At 65.2% G+C, this 19315-nt stretch carries 14 protein-coding genes; 10 read left to right on the top strand and 4 right to left on the bottom strand.

Annotated features, from left to right (window positions below; all coding sequences use genetic code 11):
* Positions 1-8: 8 nt before the first annotated feature.
* The 3 genes from AC56LH_RS07205 to cphA (AC56LH_RS07215) all read left to right on the top strand — a co-directional run bounded on the left by AC56LH_RS07205 (position 9) and on the right by cphA (AC56LH_RS07215) (position 4946).
* On the top strand, positions 9-623 hold the full coding sequence (locus AC56LH_RS07205) for a nicotinamidase (RefSeq protein ID WP_499645211.1): 615 nt from the start codon (positions 9-11) through the stop codon (positions 621-623).
* Positions 624-767: 144 nt separating this feature from the next.
* Positions 768-2222, top strand: coding sequence for an iron-containing redox enzyme family protein (locus AC56LH_RS07210; RefSeq protein WP_499645213.1), 1455 nt, complete (start codon positions 768-770; stop codon positions 2220-2222).
* Between the two features lie 90 nt (positions 2223-2312).
* The gene (gene cphA / locus AC56LH_RS07215) at positions 2313-4946 is read left to right on the top strand and encodes a cyanophycin synthetase (RefSeq protein ID WP_499645215.1); all 2634 of its coding nucleotides are present in this window, start codon (positions 2313-2315) and stop codon (positions 4944-4946) included.
* 259 nt (positions 4947-5205) lie between these two features.
* Here the strand turns inward: cphA (AC56LH_RS07215) and cphA (AC56LH_RS07220) are convergent, their stop codons facing one another.
* From cphA (AC56LH_RS07220) to AC56LH_RS07230, 3 genes are read right to left on the bottom strand one after another with little or no spacing between them, the layout of a single operon-like run.
* Positions 5206-7794, bottom strand: a complete 2589-nt coding sequence (cphA, locus tag AC56LH_RS07220) for a cyanophycin synthetase (RefSeq protein ID WP_499645217.1) — start codon at positions 7792-7794, stop codon at positions 5206-5208.
* Positions 7791-8672: a cyanophycinase gene (locus tag AC56LH_RS07225; RefSeq protein ID WP_499645219.1), complete on the bottom strand. Its 882-nt coding sequence runs from the start codon at positions 8670-8672 to the stop codon at positions 7791-7793. Before AC56LH_RS07225 ends, cphA (AC56LH_RS07220) begins: the two co-directional genes overlap by 4 nt.
* Positions 8669-9580, bottom strand: coding sequence for an isoaspartyl peptidase/L-asparaginase (locus AC56LH_RS07230; protein WP_499645221.1), 912 nt, complete (start codon positions 9578-9580; stop codon positions 8669-8671). Before AC56LH_RS07230 ends, AC56LH_RS07225 begins: the two co-directional genes overlap by 4 nt.
* 237 nt (positions 9581-9817) lie before the next feature.
* On the opposite strand from AC56LH_RS07230, the gene AC56LH_RS07235 reads away from it, so the two are divergent.
* The 4 genes from AC56LH_RS07235 (at position 9818) to AC56LH_RS07250 (ending at position 14821) form a co-directional block, all read left to right on the top strand.
* Positions 9818-11083, top strand: a complete 1266-nt coding sequence (locus AC56LH_RS07235) for an Hsp70 family protein (RefSeq protein WP_499645223.1) — start codon at positions 9818-9820, stop codon at positions 11081-11083.
* Between the two features lie 39 nt (positions 11084-11122).
* Positions 11123-11782: a 3'-5' exonuclease gene (locus AC56LH_RS07240; protein ID WP_499648427.1), complete on the top strand. Its 660-nt coding sequence runs from the start codon at positions 11123-11125 to the stop codon at positions 11780-11782.
* A gap of 128 nt (positions 11783-11910) precedes the next feature.
* Entirely contained in the window at positions 11911-12558 is a 648-nt protein-coding gene (locus AC56LH_RS07245; RefSeq protein WP_499645225.1) for a tetratricopeptide repeat protein, read from the top strand.
* Between the two features lie 91 nt (positions 12559-12649).
* A complete protein-coding gene (locus AC56LH_RS07250) occupies positions 12650-14821 on the top strand; it encodes a prolyl oligopeptidase family serine peptidase (protein WP_499645227.1) in 2172 nt (723 codons plus the stop codon).
* 79 nt (positions 14822-14900) lie between these two features.
* Here the strand turns inward: AC56LH_RS07250 and AC56LH_RS07255 are convergent, their stop codons facing one another.
* The gene (locus AC56LH_RS07255; protein ID WP_499578026.1) at positions 14901-15476 is read right to left on the bottom strand and encodes a helix-turn-helix domain-containing protein; all 576 of its coding nucleotides are present in this window, start codon (positions 15474-15476) and stop codon (positions 14901-14903) included.
* Between the two features lie 174 nt (positions 15477-15650).
* Between AC56LH_RS07255 and kbl the strand changes: the two genes are divergently transcribed.
* The 3 genes from kbl to AC56LH_RS07270 are packed head-to-tail and all read left to right on the top strand — an operon-like array spanning position 15651 to position 19278.
* Positions 15651-16856 carry a glycine C-acetyltransferase gene (kbl, locus tag AC56LH_RS07260; RefSeq protein WP_499645229.1) on the top strand — a complete coding sequence of 402 codons (1206 nt, stop codon included), beginning with the start codon at positions 15651-15653 and terminating at the stop codon, positions 16854-16856.
* 40 nt (positions 16857-16896) lie between these two features.
* Complete coding sequence (locus AC56LH_RS07265) at positions 16897-17859, top strand: NAD-dependent epimerase/dehydratase family protein (protein WP_499645231.1); 963 nt, start codon at positions 16897-16899, stop codon at positions 17857-17859.
* 36 nt (positions 17860-17895) lie between these two features.
* On the top strand, positions 17896-19278 hold the full coding sequence (locus AC56LH_RS07270; protein WP_499645233.1) for an L-serine ammonia-lyase: 1383 nt from the start codon (positions 17896-17898) through the stop codon (positions 19276-19278).
* Positions 19279-19315: the final 37 nt, after the last annotated feature.

A 19315-nucleotide genomic window follows, 5' to 3' on the forward strand; every position in this document is an offset into this window, starting at 1 on the left:
AAACAACCATGAGTGCCATCGTGCTGGGTGGGGGCGACGCCCTCCTGATCGTCGACCCGCAGGTCGACTTCCTCCCCGGCGGCAGCCTGGGCGTCCCGCAAGGCGACGCCGTGCTGGCCCCGATCAATCGCCTGATTGACCTGTACCGCACGCATGCGTTGCCGGTGTATGTGTCGCGCGACTGGCATCCTGCGCTGCACTGTTCGTTCGCTGGTCAAGGCGGTCCGTGGCCCGTGCACTGCGTGGCTGGAAGCGACGGCGCGCGTTTTGCGCCAGGCTTGCAACTGGCCGACGCCGTGGTCGTCTCCAAGGCAACCACGGTCGACGTCGACGCGTATTCGGCCTTCAATGGCACTGGCCTGGCCGACACGCTGCGTGAGCGTGGCATCCGACGCCTGGTCGTGTGCGGACTGGCAACCGACTACTGCGTGCTCAATACGGTGGTCGATGCGCTGGCGGCAGGATTCGAGGTGCTGCTTGCCACCGAGGCAATACGTGCCGTCAACGTCAACGCTGACGACGGCGACCGGGCGCTGCAGCAAATGCTCGAGCGTGGTGCAATGCCGGTGCAACTGACAGGTGCCGGGCTGGCGGCAGACCTGGCGCTGGGCGCGGCAGCGTGATCAACCGGGTCAACGACTGCGTGAACCGATAATATTTTTGTAATCCCTATCTTACAGGCTCACAGCGCGCCTACCGATTTCCTTGGCACCGTTCAGCACGGATAATGCGTCACCGTCCATAGAACGCATTTCAAGAATCGAGACATGAGCCCAATGCTGTTAGCCGACGCGCCAGGCGTCCAGAATGCCCCCCTGCCTACCGGGCAGGGTGCCAGGAATCTGTACTTCTCGCTGTATGCCGACCCGGCAGCGCAGCCTGATGTCGCCACATCGTTCATCGACGACCAGATCGCGCTCGCACGCGAGCTGCCGGTGGATCTGCCATCAAACATCAACGATCTGCAAGCGTGGATCGAGGAGCGCACCGAGATCGTGGGGCAGGAGTACCGCGATTATCTGGCCGCGCGCAAGAATGGCGCGCCGCGCCGTTACTTCAGCACCCGCGCCCATGCGCTGTACTTCATCAAGGGTGTGGCCCCCACCAAGCTGGTCGATGGCGCCTGGCTGTATGGCCTGGTGCGCCATTGGGACGACGTTGCATTCCATCCGCTGATCAAGACCTACCTCGAAGAGCTGGGCGATGGCCTGCCGGACAAGAACCACGTGACGCTGTATCGCAAGCTGCTGGCCACGCACGGCTGCGACAGCTGGGATGGTCTGAGCGACGGCCATTTCCTGCAAGGTGCACTGCAACTGGCGCTGGGTCACCATGCCGAGCATTACCTGCCGGAGATCATCGGCTACAACCTCGGTTACGAGCAACTGCCGCTGCACCTGTTGATCACGTCCTATGAGCTCAATGAACTGGGCATCGATCCGTACTACTTCACGCTGCACGTCACGGTCGACAATGCCGCCAGCGGCCATGCCCGCAAGGCGGTGCAGTCGGTCCACGACCTGATGCCACGCGTGGGCGACCGCGATGCCTTCTGGCAGCGTGTCGTGAATGGCTATCGCCTCAACGAGCTGGGCGCGAGCACCACGTCGGTGATCGGCGAATTCGATTTGCAGGACGAGCTGGTCGACATCATGGCGGCCAAGAGTGTCGTCGGCAAGAACATGCATTCCGATTACTGCCGCGTAGCAGGCCGTTCGGTCAACGACTGGCTGACCGAGCCAGCACAGATTCCCGCTTTCCTGGCAGCGCTGGAAGAAGCTGGCTGGATCAAGCGCGGTGAGCAGGTCGAGCACAGCCGCTTCTGGCGCCTGGTCGAAGGCGAGCGCGCCGAGATGTTCGGTGTGTTCAATGCCTACGAATTGCAGGTGCTGCGCGACTGGATCACGAGCCACCCTGACGGCGGGCAGGCTGCCGGCCCGCGCGTGCTGACCGCCCGCGCGCGCCAGCGCACGCTCGACCAGCACGGTCTGGGCACCGAGCGCGGAACCGCATTCCCGGTGCGTGGCCTGATCCGCCGCCACACGGGCGCGGACGCGCAAGATACAGGTAACGAACTGCGGGTGCTGGAGCAGCAGGTCGCGGCCAGCAGCGGCAAGCAGGAGGCAATGGCGCTGCTGGCGCGCCTGCTGTCGCCCGAAGTGCACCACACCACGGTAGGCCTGATGGCCACCCGGATGTATACGCAACTGTTCGACGCCTGAGGCGGACGAATCGTGCACAAAGCGGCCGGTACGCGTGGAGAGCGTGTGCCGGCCGTCGCTTCATCAACACCATAACAAGGGAACACCAACGTGCAAATCCTGGAACAACGCTTCCTGCGTGGACCGAACGTCCACGCCGACTCCCCCTGCCTGCTGTCCGTCATCGACCTGGAAGACCTGTACGGCATCTCGACCAGGGACATTCCCGGTTTCAACGAGGCGCTGCTCGCGCTGCTGCCGGCACTGGGTGGCGCACTGCTGGCCGACGGCGCGCCGGGTGGTTTCGCCCAACGTCTGGCGGCCGGTACCTACCTGGGCCGCGTGGTCGAGACCGTCGCGCTTGAGCTGCAGGCGCTGGTTGGCGCACCTGCCACCTTTGGCCGTACGCGGCCAGTGAACGGCCACCCGGGCCAGTTCCGCGTCGTCGTCGCCTACAGCAGTGAAAAGCTGGCCGAGCCGGCGTTTGATCTGGCGGTCGATCTGGTCACGGCGCTGGCGCGCGGTGAAGTGTTCGCGCTCGCGCCGCGTCTGGAAGAGCTGCGCGGCATCGCCGGGCGTTATGCGATCGGTACCAGCACGGCAGCCGTGCTGGCGGCCGCGCACGAGCGCGGCATCCCGACTCAGCGCATCACCGAAGAAGCGAACCTGTTCCTGCTTGGCTGGGGCGTGCGCCAAAAGCGCCTGCAAGCAACGACAACCGGCGAGACCAGCTTCATCGCGGTCAAGATTGCCAGCGACAAGCAGTTGACCAAGGCATTGCTGAAGGAAGCCGGCGTGCCGGTGCCCGAGGGCGACGTGGTCACGACCGTCGAAGCGGCGCTGCGCGTGGCGCGGCGCCTGGCGGTGCCGGTCACGCTCAAGCCGCTGGACGGTAACCAGGGTAAAGGTGTGACGGTGGCTTGCGCGACGCCCGAGGATGTGGCGCTGGCATTCGAATTTGCGCGGGGCTTCGGGCGGCGCGTGATCGTCGAGCGCCATGTCGAAGGGCGAGATTACCGCGTGCTTGTGGCCTGTGGCCGCGTGGCTGCCGCCTCGTGCCGCCGCCCGGCCCACGTCGTCGGCGACGGCAACCTGACGGTGCGCGAGCTGGTCGAGATTGAAAACGCCAATCCGGCGCGCGGCGCTGGTCACGCGACCATCCTGACGCGCATCACGCTCGACGAGCACGCGAACGACATGCTGGCGCGCCAGGGTTTCGACATCGACAGTGTGCTGCCGGTGGGCGTCACGGCCGAGTTGCGCGGCAACGCGAACCTGTCGACCGGCGGCACTGCCGAAGACGTGACCGATCAACTGCCGGAATCGACACGCCTGTTGTGCGTGCGGGCCGCTGCCAAGATCGGCCTGGACGTGGCCGGCATCGACATCGTCTGCCAGGACATCGCGCAGCCGCTGGCGGCGCAGCGTGGCGCGGTCATCGAAGTCAATGCCGCCCCCGGCATTCGCATGCACCAGTACCCGAGCGCCGGCGAACCGCGTGATGCGGGCGATGCCATCGTCGAAGGCTTGATGGGCAAGACCGACGGGCGCATCCCCGTCATCGCGCTGACCGGCACCAACGGCAAGACCACCACCACCTTGCTGGTCGCGCACGCGGCGCGCATGGCGGGCAAGGTGACGGGCGTGACGACAACCGAAGGTGTGTTCATCGACGGCAAGCAGGTCGTCAAGGGCGATTGCACCGGCTACTGGTCGGCGCGCACGGTATTGGGCGCGCCCGAAGTCGAGGTCGCGGTGCTGGAAACGGCGCGCGGCGGCATCCTCAAGCGCGGGCTGGCGTTCGATCGCTGCGACGTCGCGATCGTGCTGAACATCGCGGCCGACCACCTCGGCCTGGATGGCGTCGACACCGTCGAAGACCTGGCGCAAGTCAAGGCGGTGGTGGCACAGTCGGCCTCGAAGGCGGTGGTGCTCAATGCCGAAGACGCTCTGTGCGTGCAGATGGCGCGCCGCGTCAAGCCGGGCGCGGAAGTGCTGTTCTTCTCGATGGATCCGGAAAGCCCGGTAATGCTCAAGCACCTGGAAGACGGCGGGCGCGGGGCCTATCTGCAGGACGGCGCGGTGGTGCTGGCCGATGGCCACAGCCAGCAAGCGGTGCTGCGGGTGGAAAGCATGCCCGTCTCGTTCGGCGGCCTGGCACGCTTCAACATCGCCAATGCGCTGGCCGCGGCTGCCGGCCTGATGGCGGCCAACTTCAACCATCTGCAGATCGCCGCCGGTCTGTCGACCTTTGTCTCGAACGGCCGCACGAACCCGCTGCGCACGAATATGTTCGACGTGCGCGGCGTAACGGTGATCGTCGACTATGCGCATAACCCGGCTGCCTACGCCGCCATGGCCGACATGGCGCGCGGCATGCTGCCAGGGCAATTGATCGGCATCGTAACAGCACCCGGTGACCGCCGCGACACCGATCTCGAACAGGTGGGCCGCGTCTGCGGCGAGCGCTTTGATGAGCTGGTGGTCTACGAATCGCAAAGCCGCGGCCGCGTGCCCGGCGAAACGGTCGACCTGATCCTGGCCGGCGCGGAAGAAGTCGTCGGCATCAGCGACACGCTGCACCGCGAACTGGACGTGGGCAACGCCATCCGCCTGGGCCTGAGCCTGTGCAAGCCGGGCGACGTCCTGATCTTCGCCTGCGGCTCGTCCCTGCAAGTCTTCGTCGACGCCATCCGCGTCACCGACCCCGAAAGCGCCGACTTGATCGCCGCCCAAACGGCCTAACCCGAAGATCACGAACAATTAGGGTCAGAGTAGAATTATTGAGCAATTTCTCACGGTGTAAGCAGGCTCAGCTCATGCGGGCTTGCTCATTCGAAAAAGTTGTCAAAGAATTCGACACTGACCCTAATTGTTCAGTTTCTTCAGGGTGGGTGGTAAGGCAATCATTAATTGGGGTCAGTGTCGAATTATTTTGCAATTGATTCGGGGAAGCCCAATATTCATGAAAAACGGCCCGCGTGGGGCCGTTTTTTTTATGCCCTTAGATTGCGGCAGCTTCGATCTTGTTGGCCAAGTCGGGGCGGGTGGGGCGGAGGGCTTCCGTGAGCTCGGAGATGGATGAACCGCAGCCGAAGACGAGCACATCGCCCGGCACGCAGCGTGACAGGCCCAGGCGGATTGCGCGGTGGACGTCGAGCTCGATCTGCAAGTCGTCCGATGCGATCTTCGCCAGTTGTGCACCGTGCGCGATCAATCGCGCCGCGTCACCCGTTGCGCGCCCCCGCGCTTCGCTGTCGTAGACGACCAGCTCGTCGAAGCCGGCGGCGCAGGTGCGGCCAATGTCGATCAGGTCGGCGTCGCGTCGGTCGCCCGGTGCGGCGACCACGCCGACCAGACGTCCAGCGGTCATCGCGCGCGCCATCCTGGCCAGCGCGGCGTAGGCGGCGCAGTTGTGGGCATAGTCCACGACCACCGTCACGCCGTCGACATCGAACAGGTTCGAGCGCAGCGGATTGTGCTTGCTATCCGAGACGAACCCGCGCAAGCCTGCAGCGATGTCACGGTTACTGAAACCGCTTGCCATCAGCGCTGCTGCGGCTGCCATCGCGTTGGCGATGTTGTAGCGCGCATGCCCGCCCAGCGAGACCGGCATCGCCCGCACATCGAGCAAGGCCTCGTGCCGCACGCCGCCTGCCAGCACGATCGTCGAGTCCTGCAGGTACACCCCGCGGCCTCCTTGTTCGATGTGCGGCACCAGGACCGGATCTTCAGCGTCCAGCGCGAAATAGATGACCTCGACGCCCTCGGCCAGCGCATCCGCCATCGCCACGCAATGGGCATCCTCGGCATTGAGCACCACTGCGCGCATCGCCCTCGCTGCCACGACGGCCTTGACCCTGGCCAGATCGGCGATCGTGTCGATGCCATCCAGCCCCAGGTGATCGGCCGAGACATTCAGTACCACCGCCACGTCGCAGCGGTCGTATGCCAGGCCGCGCTTGAGGATGCCGCCGCGCGCCGTTTCCAGCACCGCGAAATCGACCTCGGGCGAACCCAGCACGCTGCGCGCCGAATGGTAGCCGGTGCAGTCGCCTTCATACGCCAGCTGCCCGTCCAGGTACACGCCGCTGGTTGTCGTCACACCGGTGCGCAGGCCGGCCAGGCGCACCGCGTGCTCGATCAAGAGGCTGGTGGTGGTCTTGCCGTTGGTGCCCGTCACCGCGACCACGGGAATGCGGCCGTCATCGTCGCCGAACAGGGCTTGGACAATGGCGTCACCCGCGTCGCGCGGCGCGCCGCGGCTCGGGTACTGGTGCATCCGGATTCCCGGCGCCGCATTGACTTCGATGACGCCGCCGCGCTGCGCGTGCAAGGGCAGGGCGATGTCGTCGCAGATGATGTCGATACCGGCGATGTCCAGGCCGATGGTGCGCGCGGCGCGCAGGCAGATGTCGCGCGTTTCTTCGGGCAGCAGATCGGTCACGTCTTCGGCGGTGCCGCCAGTGGACAGGTTGGCGTTGCCGCGCAAGTCGGCGCCGATGCCGGCCGTCAGCACTGTATCGGGCTCGTAGCCCTGGCGGGCCAGCGTCTCGATCGCCAAGGCGTCGAGCGGAATTTTCGTGAGGATATTCGTGTGCCCGTCGCCACGGGCCGGATTGCGGTTCTCAAGTTCGACCAGCTCGCGGATCGTCGAGTGGCCATCCCCCGTCACGCCCGGCGGGCGCCGCCACGATGCCGCCGCGATCCGGCCACCCGTGACCAGCACGCGGTAGTCGCGTCCCTGCAGGTACTGCTCGACGATCACGCGGCGACCGTGAAGCCGCGCGTGCTCGAACGCCCGTTCGACGCTGTCCGGTGTCGCGCAATCGACCGTCACACCCTTGCCCTGGTTCGCGTCCAGTGGCTTGACCACCACCGCACATCCCAGGCGCCGCGCGACGCGCTGGGCCGCCGCGCTCGTGGTCACGACCTCGCCACGCGGCACCGGTACACCAGCCTGGGCCAGCAGGGTCTTGGTCAGGTGCTTGTCGCTGGCGATGCTCACCGCGATCGAGTTGGTGGCGCCGGTGATGGTCGCCTGCAGGCGTTTTTGCCGGCTCCCCCAGCCCAGCTGGAACAGGTTGGCCCCTTCCGTCAGCCGCCGCGATGGAATGCCGCGCCGGTGCGCCGCATCGAGCACGGCGCCGGTGCTGGTGCCGATTGCGTGGTCCAGCGCGAGTTCGCGCAACGCCGCGACAGCGGCATCGAGATCGAACGGTTCGTCGCGCGTCAGCGCGGTCAGCAAATTGACGCCGGTGCGCAGCGCTTCACTCGCCACTTGCTCGACACCATAGCCGCACACGATGCGGCGGCGCTGCTCGTGGCCAAGCACTGCCAGCGTCGCACTATGTTCTCCAGGGATGCCCACCAGACGCTGCAGTTCCATGATCACGGGTTCGAGCGCGTCAACGGGCAGGACGTCGTCGGACAAGCGCACGGCCGCTGCAGCAGGCAGCCCTGGCATCAATGCCAGCAGGCGCGCACGGAATCCGCGTCCCTTCGTATTGGCATTGTCGACGACGGCCATCAGGCACGGCGTCTCGGCATACAGGTTCGGACCCCGCAGCAGGCGCTTTTCAATCACTTTCATGAGAGGGGCGTGCGCTTCGTGACGATCTGCAGGAAGTCCAGCAGCGAAGCAGGAATGCGCCGGCCGACCTGTTCGTCGCCAATCGGCAGCGAATACTTGGCGCCGGCGGGCAGCAGGTGCAGGCGCACGTCGATCAGTTCCGGGATCGCCCGGTCCTTGATCTCGGCGACGTTGCTGCTCATCGAGCGGCCGTCGACAACGGTCACTGCGCCTTCGCCCAGCACCTCGATGCCCACGCCGCGCTCGATCACGAGCGCCGTGTCTTCATCGATGCCGATGCCTTGCAGGTACGGGTTCTGCGCGACGATCGACAACAGGCGCGACAGACGCTGGCGCTCCGAGAAATGCTGATCGACGACCACGCGATGCAGAAAGCCGAGGCCCGCGCCCAGGCTGACGGAGCCTTTTTCGGGCAGCAGGTCGGTGCGGCCCTGTGCGAGCATGTGGCCGGACATCGCCGATGCGCCGGCGCTGGTGCCGCCGATGGTGGCGCCGCGCACCTTCAGCGCGGCGTGCATTTCGGCGTCCAGCGCCGTGCCACCGATCAGCGCGAGCAGGCGTTTCTGGTCGCCGCCCGTCATGAAGATGCCATCGGCTTCCGCGACCTGGCGCACGAAGTTCTCGTCGTTGGCGTCGTCACGGCTCGTGATTTCGAGGTGGCTGCGCTGGGTCACGCCCAGCGCGCCGAAGGCGTCATCGTAGATATGCCACATCTCGTCGGCGATCTGGCTGGCGGCCGTGATCACGACGATGCGGGCGTTCACGCCCCCGGCCAGTTCGACAAAGCGCGACAGGATCTGCATGTCGTGCTGGCGGTCTTCGTGGCCGCCGATGATGACGAGGTGGCCGTTGCGCGGTACGTTCAGTGTTGGGTTCATCGTTGTACCATTTTCGAAGTGGGCATATCACTGTTGCTGAAGGTGCCGGCATCCGTGCGGCTGACCGCAATCAGGCCGACCTTGATGTCCGGCGTGAACAAAGCCACGCCGCGCTGCAGCGCGTCCATCAGCGGGATGCCATCGGCAATCCAGCCGTACACGGTGCGCGCCAGCAGGTGGCGCACGATCTGCTCACCGATGCCGGTGGCGGCGACCGCGCCTTCCGGCCCGGCAAAGAAACCGCTGCCGATGATCGGGGCGTCGCCGACGCGGCCCAGCAGCGCCGGCGCCGTTCCGCCGCTCGAGCAGGCCACGGCAAAGTGGCCATCGGCGCCGCGCACGACCGCGCCAACCGTGTCGCAGGCCACGCCTTCGGGCAATCGCATGGGGATATTGTAATTCCAGTAGTGCTCGATCAGGCTGCGGTCCAGGCCCGGCATCACCGGCATCGAGCCGGCCAGTTGCGCGAGCAGCTTGCGGTGCGCCGTGCGCTGGCGGTCCGAGACGGGGGCGGCGTCCGGCATGCCGATCGTGCGCGCAAAGCGGCTGGCACCTTCGCCGACGAGCAGCCAGTGCGGCGTGTCGGCCACGGCGCGCGCCAGATGCACCGGATTCTGCACCGCCTGCACGCAGGCGACGGCGCCCAGGCGACCGCGCGTGTCCATGATCGCGGCGTCCATTTCGACGGTCGCACCATCCAGGCCCAGCACCGAGCCGCTGCCGGCGTTGAAGCGACCATCGTCTTCCATCATGGTCACCGCGCCGATGGCGGCGTCGAGCGCGTCGCCGTTGATTTCGAGTTGCGCCAAGGCGCGCCGCGCTGCGAGCACGCAACCATCTTCATGGTCGCGCGTCGTGCCAGCGCCGCCGTGAACAACGACGGCGCCAGCGTGGGGGGTATTGCTCATGCTGTCAATCTTTCGTCTTTATTGTTGTAATCGGCAGCTTGCAGCGCCGACAGCGCCAGCGGCGCATTGATGAGCAGATTATCCGGTGTTCGCGACAGGCGCCGTATCGGTACGCTCGCCGCCTCCCTGTAAGAGCTTGCTTACAGGACGCCGTCGCCTGTCTGCCACAGCCGGGATTGCGCAAGCGATACCACACGGAATCTGTTACCATACCGCCCCTTCAAGATAAAGGTTCCTATGGTGCACGCTTGCGGCGTTGACTTCGGCACGTCAAATTCCACGGTCGGCTGGTATCGGCCCGGCATGATGCAATCCGCCCCGACGGCGCTGTTGACCCTCGAGGACGGCAAGCCTACGCTGCCGTCGGTGGTGTTCTTCAATGCCGACGACGACCGGGTCAGCTATGGCCGCGCCGCGCTCGCCGAATATCTCGAAGGCTATGAAGGCCGCCTGATGCGCTCGCTGAAAAGCCTGCTCGGCACGAGCCTGATCGACGGCCAGACCGAGGTCGCGGGCCGTTCCGTGTCGTTCCGCTCGCTGCTGGCCCAGTTCATTGGCGAGGTCAAGCGCCGCGCCGAAACACAGGCCGGCCAGCCGTTCCAGAGCGCCGTGTTCGGGCGCCCCGTGTTCTTCATCGACGACGACGCCCAGGCCGACCAGCTGGCCGAGGATACACTGCTCGACGTGGCGCGTTCCGTCGGCTTTCGCGACATTGGCTTTCAGTATGAGCCGATCGCCGCCGCCTTCGATTACGAATCGCGCATCGACCGCGAAGAACTGGTCCTGATCGCCGACATCGGCGGCGGTACGTCCGACTTTTCACTGGTGCGCCTTGGTCCCGAGCGCGCCGGCCGGCCGGACCGCCGCGACGATATCCTGGCCAATGGCGGTGTGCACATCGGCGGTACCGATTTTGACAAATACCTGAGCCTGGCGAGCGTCATGCCGCTGCTCGGCTATGGCAGCAAGCTGCGCTCGGGCGCCGAGATCCCGTCGAGCTATTACTTCAATCTGGCCACCTGGCACACGATCAACCAGGCCTACACGCGCAAGAGCGTGACGCAACTGGCCGACCTGGCGCGCGACGCGGCCGAACCGGCCCGCATCGCGCGGCTGCAGAACCTGATCGAAGACCGCGCCGGCCACTGGCTGGCGATGCAGGTCGAGGGCGCCAAGATTGCGCTGTCCGACGCCGACATGGTCAATCTTCAGCTCGATCGGCTGTCGCCGCCCGAGTCGCTGGATATCGCGCGCGCCCAGTTTGAAGGGGCCATCGCGCAGCTGGTCGAGCAGGTCGCCACCACCGTCGGCAAGCTGTTCGCCGATGCGGGCGTGCGCCCTAGCGATGTCGACACGGTCTTTTTCACCGGCGGTTCGAGCGGTGTGGGCTTGCTGCGCGCGCGGATTGGTGCGATGGTGCCGGACGCGCGCCGCGTCGAAGGCGACCTGTTCGGCAGCATCGGCACCGGGCTGGCGCTCGACGCGCTGCGCAAGTTCGGCTGACGTTCAGCTGGAACGGCACACAAAGGAGCAAGGATGAGTATGTACGACCGACCGCTGGTGATGCTCGACTTCGAGACCACCGGCCTGTCGCCCGACATGGGCGACCGCATCACGGAAGTGGCGGCACTGCGCATCGTCGGCGGTGAAGTCACCGAGCGCTATGTTTCCCTCGTCAACTGCGGCGTGCGCGTGCCGTCGTTCATCACGGCCCTGACCGGCATCACCCAGCAGATGGTCGACAGCGCACCACCGGCGCACCAGGTCGTGCCCGAGCTGATCGACTTCATCGGCGGCGACGTGCTGTCGGCGCACAATGCGAGCTTCGACGAAAAGTTCCTGAAAGCCGAAGGTGCGCGCCTGGGCCGCACGACGCAGCACATGGGTCTCGTGTGTTCTTTGAAACTGTCGCGGCGCCTGTTCCCGGGCCTGGTCAGCTACAAGCTGGGCCAGCTGTCGAGTCAGCTCGGCATTCCGTTTGCCGGTACCGCCCACCGGGCCGAGGCCGACGCCCAGGTCGCGGCCGACGTGCTGCTGCATGCTGCGCGTCATCTGGGCCGTACCTGCGGCATCGAGCGCGTCGAGCCGAGCCTGCTGGTCTCGATCAATAAAGTCGCTGCCGCCAAGATTCCGGTATTTCTCGAAAAATATGCGGCCACCGTGCGCGAACGCCAGATGGCTGCTGTGCTCAATGGCAGCTGATGGCAGCTGATTGCACTTGACGCCCTGATTGTGCGCTCGCAAACCGCACATCCCCGATCTACTTAAACTTTTGGCAATGGAACCGGCTGCGCCTGCAGCCGTTCGCCCGACTTGCCGAAAGGATCTGGATGAGCTCCGACCATGCCGCCCGCGCCGGCGCCGCGACGTTCTCCTGGTACCACCGCGCTGCCTGGCGCGGCAACCCGTATGCCCAGTTCAACCTGGCCCAGCTCTACCTGCGCGGCCACGGCGTCGGACGCGACGACGCACAGGCCGCTGCCTGGCTGGCGCGGGCGGCGGCCAGCGGTCTGGCCTATGCCCAGAACCATCTCGGCGCGCTGTATTACAGCGGTCGCGGCGTCCATCCCGACCACGTTCTTGCAGCGCGCTGGTTTCTGCGGGCAGCGCAGCAAGGCGACCGCTCGGCGCAATACAATCTGGGGCTGCTGTACCGCAAGGGGCGCGGTGTGACCCTATCGCACACGGCCGCGCTGACCTGGTTCTACCGCGCGGCCGAGCAGGGCATGGCGCGTGCCCAGGCGCAGCTGGCGCACGGCTACCTGCACGGGCTGGGCGTCACGATCAGCCATCCGCTGGCGATGGCGTGGTACCGCAAGGCCGCGCTGCAGGGGCACGTGGCCGCGCAGGTCCAGCTGGCGCACATGTACGCGCGCGGCCTGGGCGTGGCGGTCAGCAGCGCGCAGGCGCTGTACTGGTTCCGTCATGCGGCGGGCGCCGGCAACCCCGTCGCACAGCGGGCGCTCGGTCTGCTGTAGGCCGGCGGCGGGCGGTTTGCACTGTTGTCGTTTCGCGCTATGATGCCCTGCGGCCACAAGCCGACCTCATCATTCACAGACCGAGAACAACATGCACATGAAACTTGCCACGCTTGCCGCCGTGTTGGCCACGACCTTCAGCGCCAACCCGGCGCTCGCACAGAGCTGTTCCACCAAAGGCACCGCGCCCACCTACCCGGTGACCAAGAAAGTCGACCAGACCGACAACTACCACGGCACCGTGGTCGCCGATCCGTACCGCTGGCTCGAAGACGCCAACAGCGCCGAAACGAAGGTGTGGGTCGATGCCCAGAACAAGGTGACCCAGGCGTACCTGGCCCAGATTCCGCAACGCGAAGCGATCCGCCAGCGCCTGACGCAGCTGTGGAACTACGAGCGCTACAGCGTGCCGGGCAAGGAAGGCGGCCGCTACTTCTACACGCGCAACGACGGGCTGCAGAACCAGTCGGTCCTGTACACGCTGAAAAACCTGAATGACGAGCCGCGCCTGCTGCTCGACCCGAACACGCTGGCCGCCGACGGTACGGTCGCCCTGGCCGGCACCGAAGTGAGCCCCGACGGCAAGCTGCTGGCCTACAGCATCGCGGCATCGGGCTCGGACTGGAACGAGATCAAGCTGCGCGACATCGAGACCGGCAAGGACCTGCCCGACCACATCAAATGGGTCAAGTTCTCAAGCACCGCGTGGACCAAAGACGGCAAGGGTTTCTTCTACAGCCGCTACGACGAGCCAAAAGAAGCGACCAAGCTGGCCGACGTGAACTACTTCCAGAAGCTGTACTACCACCGCATCGGCACCCCGCAAAGCGCCGATACGCTCGTGTACGACCGCGCCGACCAGAAGGAATGGGGCTTCGGCGGCCGCACCACGGACGACGGCCGTTACCTGATCATTACCACCACCAAGGGCACCGCGCCGAAGTACCGCGTGTCGTACAAGGATTTGTCGAAGCCTGACGCAAAAGTGGTCGACCTGATCGACAACTTCGACGCCGGCTACGACTTCATCGATAACGTCGGCAGCGTGTTTTACTTCAGTACCGACCGCAAGGCGCCCAAGAAGCGCGTCATCGCGATCGATGTGAGCAAACCTGCGGAATCGAACTGGAAAGAGATCGTCGCGGAAAGCGCCGACACGCTGACCGGCGCCGACATCGTCAACAACCAGCTGGTGCTCGAGTACCTGAAGGATGCCCGCAGTGTCGTGCGCGTGGTCTCGCTCGAGGGCAAGCCGGTGCGCGAGATCGCGCTGCCGGGGATTGGCACCGTCGCCGGCCTGTCGGGCAAGCGTGGCGACACCGAGACCTTCTATTCGTATACCAGCTTCACCAGCCCGACCACGATCTACCGCCTGAACATGACCACCGGCCAGAGCACCGTGTTTCGCCAGCCGAAGGTCGCGTTCAATCCGGCCGACTATGAAACACGCCAGCAGTTCTACACGAGCCGCGACGGTACCAAGGTCCCGATGTTCATCGTGTCGAAGAAGGGCCTGAAGATGAACGGCCAGAACCCGACCTACCTGTACGGCTATGGCGGCTTCAACATCTCGCTGACGCCGGGCTTCTCGCCGGCCAACCTGGCATGGATGGAAATGGGCGGCGTGTATGTCGTGGCCAATCTGCGCGGCGGCGGCGAATATGGCGAAGCCTGGCACCAGGCCGGCACCAAGCTGCAGAAGCAGAACGTGTTCGATGACTTCATCGGCGCGGCCGAATGGCTGGTGGAGAACAAGGTCACGTCGCCGCAGAAGCTGGCCATTGGCGGTGGCAGCAACGGCGGCCTGCTGGTCGGCGCGGCAACCACGCAGCGCCCGGACCTGTTCGCGGCGGCGATTCCGTCGGTGGGCGTGATGGACATGCTGCGCTTCCACAAGTTCACGATCGGCTGGGCCTGGACCTCGGACTACGGCTCGTCCGAGAACCCGGACGAATTCAAGGCGCTGGTCAAGTATTCGCCGCTGCACAACCTGAAAGCTGGCACCTGCTACCCGGCGACGATGGTGACGACGGCCGACCACGATGACCGCGTGGTCCCGGCGCACAGCTTCAAGTACGCCGCTGCAGCCCAGGCGGCGCAGGCCGGCAGCGCGCCGATCCTGATCCGCATCGATACCAAGGCGGGCCACGGTGCGGGCAAGCCGACGGGCAAGCAGATCGAGGAAGTCGCGGATCGCTGGGGTTTCCTGTCGCGCGAGCTGCACATGAATGACGCCGCCGTGACGGCCGGCGGCGCCAAGTAATACCGGGCGCATGCGAACATGGCCGCCGGAGCGATCCGGCGGCCATGTTGTTTTGTGTGTCTGTCGCGTGGTCTTTCTGCTAGCGATGCACGACCACCAGCACCGCCTTGGCTTCGGTCTTGCCCGTATTGCGGATCACATGATTCTGGTCGGCCGGGTAGCGCGCCGTCGCGCCGTGTCGCACCTTTTTCTTCTCCGGTCCCACTTCCAGCTCCACGGTCCCCGTGATCACCGTCAGGTGCTCGCCCGTGCCGGGATCATGCGCCTGCGACGCCAGTTCGCCACCGGGCGCCAGGGTCAGCTCATACCATTCATACTTGCCAGCCAGGTCCATCGGACCGAGGATGCGCAGCGAATAGCCGGCATGCGCGCCGGGCAGGGTGGGGATTTCGTGCGCATCCACCAGCCGGATAAGTTCCGTCGGACGAACCTCGGACGACAGCAGTTCGCTGATCTGCACGCCCAGTGCATTGGCCAGGCGCCAGGTGATGGCGATGGTGGGGTTGGCTTTTTCGCGTTCGATCTGCGACAGCATCGATTTCGAGACGCCGGCAATGCGCGACAGGTCTTCGAGCGTCAGGCCACGGGCCAGGCGCAGGCGTTGCAGTGTGGCGCCGACTTCGGGTGGCGCGTTGTTGGTTGAAATTGTATTCATTGCCGCATAAGGTTATAAGGACCGGCTTGCCAAGTCGATTGGGCGCGGGTAATATCCACTATATTGAATCTTTGTTCGATATACAGGATAAGTCTTCTACATCGAACAAACCCACGGTACAGCATCCGCCAACTGCCGGTCAAGCCGGACCATCCACGGAACAGGGAAAACACCATGAGCGACCAAACTTTCTACAGCGGCCTGCAGCAAAAACTCGACACCTTGCGCGGCGATGGCTTGTTCAAGCCAGAACGCGTGCTGGCATCGCGCCAGGGCGCCGAAGTGGTTGCGCAGGATGGCCGCACCTTGATCAATATGTGCGCGAACAACTACCTGGGCCTGGCGGGCGACCCCGAAACGCAGCAAGCCGCCGCCGCCGCGCTTGAAAAGTATGGCTACGGCCTGTCGTCGGTGCGCTTCATCTGCGGCACGCAGACCGTGCACAAGGAGCTGGAAGCGGCGCTGTCGAATTTCCTGGGCACCGAAGACACGATCCTGTACGCCGCCGCGTTCGACGCCAACGGTGGCGTGTTCGAGCCGCTGTTCGACGAGAACGACGCGATCATCTCGGACGCGCTGAACCACGCGTCGATCATCGACGGCGTGCGCCTGTGCAAGGCGGCGCGCTACCGCTACGCCAACAACGACATGGCGGACCTCGAAAAGCAGCTGATCGCGGCAACTGAAGCCGGCAAGCGCCACAAGATCATCGTCACCGACGGCGTGTTCTCGATGGACGGCACGATCGCCCAGCTGGACAAGATCGTCGCACTGGCCGAGCAGTACGGCGCGCTGACGATGATCGACGAGTGCCACGCATCGGGCTTCATGGGCGCGACCGGTCGCGGCACGCACGAACATTGCGGCGTGATCGGCAAGATCGACATCATCACCGGTACGCTGGGCAAGGCGCTGGGTGGCGCGATGGGCGGTTTCACGTCGGGCAAAAAGGAAGTGATCGAAACGCTGCGCCAGAAATCGCGCCCGTACCTGTTCTCGAACACGCTGGCACCGATGATTGCCGGCGCCTCGCTCGCGGTACTCGAGCGCATCTCCAAGTCGACCGAACTGCGCGACCGCCTGATGGACAACACCGCGTACTTCCGCGCCGAAATCGAGCGCATCGGCTTTACCATCAAGCCGGGCACGCATCCGGTGGTGCCGGTGATGCTGTTCGACGCACCGGTCGCGCAACAATTCGCGGCGCGCATGTTCGAACTGGGCGTGCTGCTGTCGGGCTTCTTCTATCCGGTGGTGCCGATGGGCCAGGCGCGCGTGCGCGTGCAACTCTCGGCGGCGCATACCCGCGAACAGCTGGACATCGTGCTCAAGGCATTCGAACAAGCCGGTCGCGAGCTGGGCATCATCAAGCAACAATAATAAATAATAAATAGTACATACACAGGCAAGGAATCACAGCATGGAACGCATTCTCATCATCGGCGCCAATGGCCAGATCGGCAGTGAACTGGTCAGCGCGCTGGCCGAGCGCCACGGCGCGCAGAACGTCATCGCGTCGGACATCGGCGACAACAACCTGTACGGCGCGGCGCGCTACACCCGCCTGAACGTGCTGGACAACGACGCTCTGGCAAGCCTGATCGCCGACGAAGACATCACCCAGGTCTACCAGCTGGCCGCGATGCTGTCGGCCACCGGCGAAAAAGCGCCACTGAAGGCCTGGAGCCTGAACATGGATGGCCTGCTCAACATCCTCGAGATCGCGCGTGAACGCGGCGAGGCCGGCAAGCCTTTGAAAGTCTTCTGGCCATCGTCGATCGCTGCCTTCGGTCCGAATACGCCGGGCGAACAGACGCCGCAGTTCACGATCATGGACCCGACCACGATCTATGGCATCAGCAAGCTGGCCGGCGAGCGCCTGTGCGAGTACTATCACAGCAAGTACGGCGTGGACGTGCGCAGCATCCGCTACCCCGGCATCATCAGCTACAAGTCGCCACCGGGCGGCGGCACCACCGATTACGCGATCGCGATCTTCCATGCGGCGCTGCGCGGCGAGACCTACGAATGCTTCCTCGGCCCCGAGACCACGCTGCCGATGATCTACATGCCTGATGCGATCCGCGCCACCATCGAGCTGATGGAAGCGCCGGCCGAACAAGTCGCGATCCGTTCGTCGTACAACGTGGCCGGCGTGTCGTTCAACCCGCGTGAACTGGCGGCAGCGATCCAGAAGGCGCGCCCCGGTTTCGGCATCGCCTATGCGCCGGACAGCCGCCAGCAAATCGCCGATTCGTGGCCGAAAAGCCTGGACGACAGCCGCGCGACGGCCGACTGGGGCTGGCAATCGCGCATCGGCATCGACGAAATGGTCGACTCGATGCTGGCCAATATCGATGTCGGCGTCAAGGTAGCAGCGTAGGACCGCGCCTCACAATAAAAAAGCAGGAGACACAAGATGGACATGAGCGTGTTTGATTTGTTCAAGATCGGCATCGGCCCGTCGAGTTCCCACACGGTGGGCCCGATGGTCGCAGCGCGCCGCTTTCTGCTGGAAAGCGGCATGCTGGACGAAGCGGTCGGCGTCGAGGCGCACCTGTATGGTTCGCTGGCGCTGACGGGCGTCGGCCACGCGACCGACAAGGCGGTGATCCTGGGCCTGATGGGCGAAACGCCGCAGGAACTCGATCCAGCGTCGGTCGACGACAAGCTCGACCTCGCCGCGCTCGATGGACAGATTGCACTCTTGGGCATCAAGACGGTGCCATTCGACGCCCGTGTCCACCTGGTCTGGCACAAAGCGTCGACGCTGCCCGAACACCCGAACGGCATGCGCTTCGTGCTGCAGCTGCGTGACGGCAGCATCATCGAACGCATTTATTATTCGGTCGGCGGCGGTTTCATCACGGCGGCCGGCGAAGCGCAGGCGCGCACTCTTGAGCCCGTCGGCACGCCGGTGCCGTACCCGTTCGACACGATGGTGCAATTGCTCGAGCATGGCCGCACGCACGGCCTGACGATCCCGCACATGCTGCGCGCGAACGAGCGCGTGCGCATGAGCGACGCCGATCTGGATGCTGGCCTGGATCGCCTGTGGCGCGTGATGCGCGACTGTATTTGCCAGGGCCTGAAAACGGAAGGGCGCCTGCCGGGCGGCCTGAACGTGCGCCGCCGCGCCGCAGCCCTGTGGAAGCAGGCGCAGCAAACGCAGCCGCAGAACGCGTTGCCGCACGACGCCGTGCAGCAGGTCAGCCTGTACGCGATGGCCGTGAACGAAGAAAACGCCGCCGGTGGTCGTGTCGTCACGGCGCCGACCAACGGCGCAGCCGGCATCATCCCGGCCGTGCTGCGCTACTACGCGGAAGACTGCCGCCCGATCGATCCGCAGCGCGGCGTGCGCGACTTTTTGCTCACGTCGGCCGCGATCGGCATGCTGTGCAAGAAGAACGCCTCGATCTCGGGCGCTGAAGTGGGCTGTCAGGGTGAAGTCGGCGTGGCCTGCGCGATGGCGGCCGCCGGGCTGGTCGCGGCGCTGGGCGGCACCAACGAGCAGATCGAGAACGCGGCTGAAATCGGCATCGAACACCATCTGGGCATGACCTGCGACCCCATCGGCGGCCTGGTGCAGATCCCGTGCATTGAGCGCAACGGCATGGGCGCGATCAAGGCGATCACGGCGGCGTCGCTGGCGCTCAAGGGCGATGGCGTGCACTTCGTCAGCCTGGACAGCGTGATCGAAACAATGCGCCAGACGGGCGCCGACATGCAGGTCAAGTACAAGGAAACGTCGCTGGGCGGCCTTGCCATCCACGTCGTGACGGTCAATCACGCCGCCTGTTGAGCTTATCGCTGATGTAGACAGTTTCGGCAATGGCGCA

The organism is Telluria sp. LT1R51-2, from assembly GCF_059685775.1.

Excerpts from the sequence above, each read along its gene's own strand:
- AC56LH_RS07205 (WP_499645211.1), top strand. The coding sequence starts at position 9 with ATGAGTGCCATCGTGCTGGGTGGGGGCGACGCCCTCCTGATCGTCGAC.
- AC56LH_RS07210 (WP_499645213.1), top strand. The coding sequence starts at position 768 with ATGAGCCCAATGCTGTTAGCCGACGCGCCAGGCGTCCAGAATGCCCCC.
- cphA (WP_499645217.1), bottom strand. The coding sequence starts at position 7,794 with ATGAAAGTGATTGAAAAGCGCCTGCTGCGGGGTCCGAACCTGTATGCC.
- AC56LH_RS07225 (WP_499645219.1), bottom strand. The coding sequence starts at position 8,672 with ATGAACCCAACACTGAACGTACCGCGCAACGGCCACCTCGTCATCATC.
- AC56LH_RS07230 (WP_499645221.1), bottom strand. The coding sequence starts at position 9,580 with ATGAGCAATACCCCCCACGCTGGCGCCGTCGTTGTTCACGGCGGCGCT.
- AC56LH_RS07235 (WP_499645223.1), top strand. The coding sequence starts at position 9,818 with ATGGTGCACGCTTGCGGCGTTGACTTCGGCACGTCAAATTCCACGGTC.
- AC56LH_RS07240 (WP_499648427.1), top strand. The coding sequence starts at position 11,123 with ATGTACGACCGACCGCTGGTGATGCTCGACTTCGAGACCACCGGCCTG.
- AC56LH_RS07245 (WP_499645225.1), top strand. The coding sequence starts at position 11,911 with ATGAGCTCCGACCATGCCGCCCGCGCCGGCGCCGCGACGTTCTCCTGG.
- AC56LH_RS07250 (WP_499645227.1), top strand. The coding sequence starts at position 12,650 with ATGCACATGAAACTTGCCACGCTTGCCGCCGTGTTGGCCACGACCTTC.
- AC56LH_RS07255 (WP_499578026.1), bottom strand. The coding sequence starts at position 15,476 with ATGAATACAATTTCAACCAACAACGCGCCACCCGAAGTCGGCGCCACA.
- kbl (WP_499645229.1), top strand. The coding sequence starts at position 15,651 with ATGAGCGACCAAACTTTCTACAGCGGCCTGCAGCAAAAACTCGACACC.
- AC56LH_RS07265 (WP_499645231.1), top strand. The coding sequence starts at position 16,897 with ATGGAACGCATTCTCATCATCGGCGCCAATGGCCAGATCGGCAGTGAA.
- AC56LH_RS07270 (WP_499645233.1), top strand. The coding sequence starts at position 17,896 with ATGGACATGAGCGTGTTTGATTTGTTCAAGATCGGCATCGGCCCGTCG.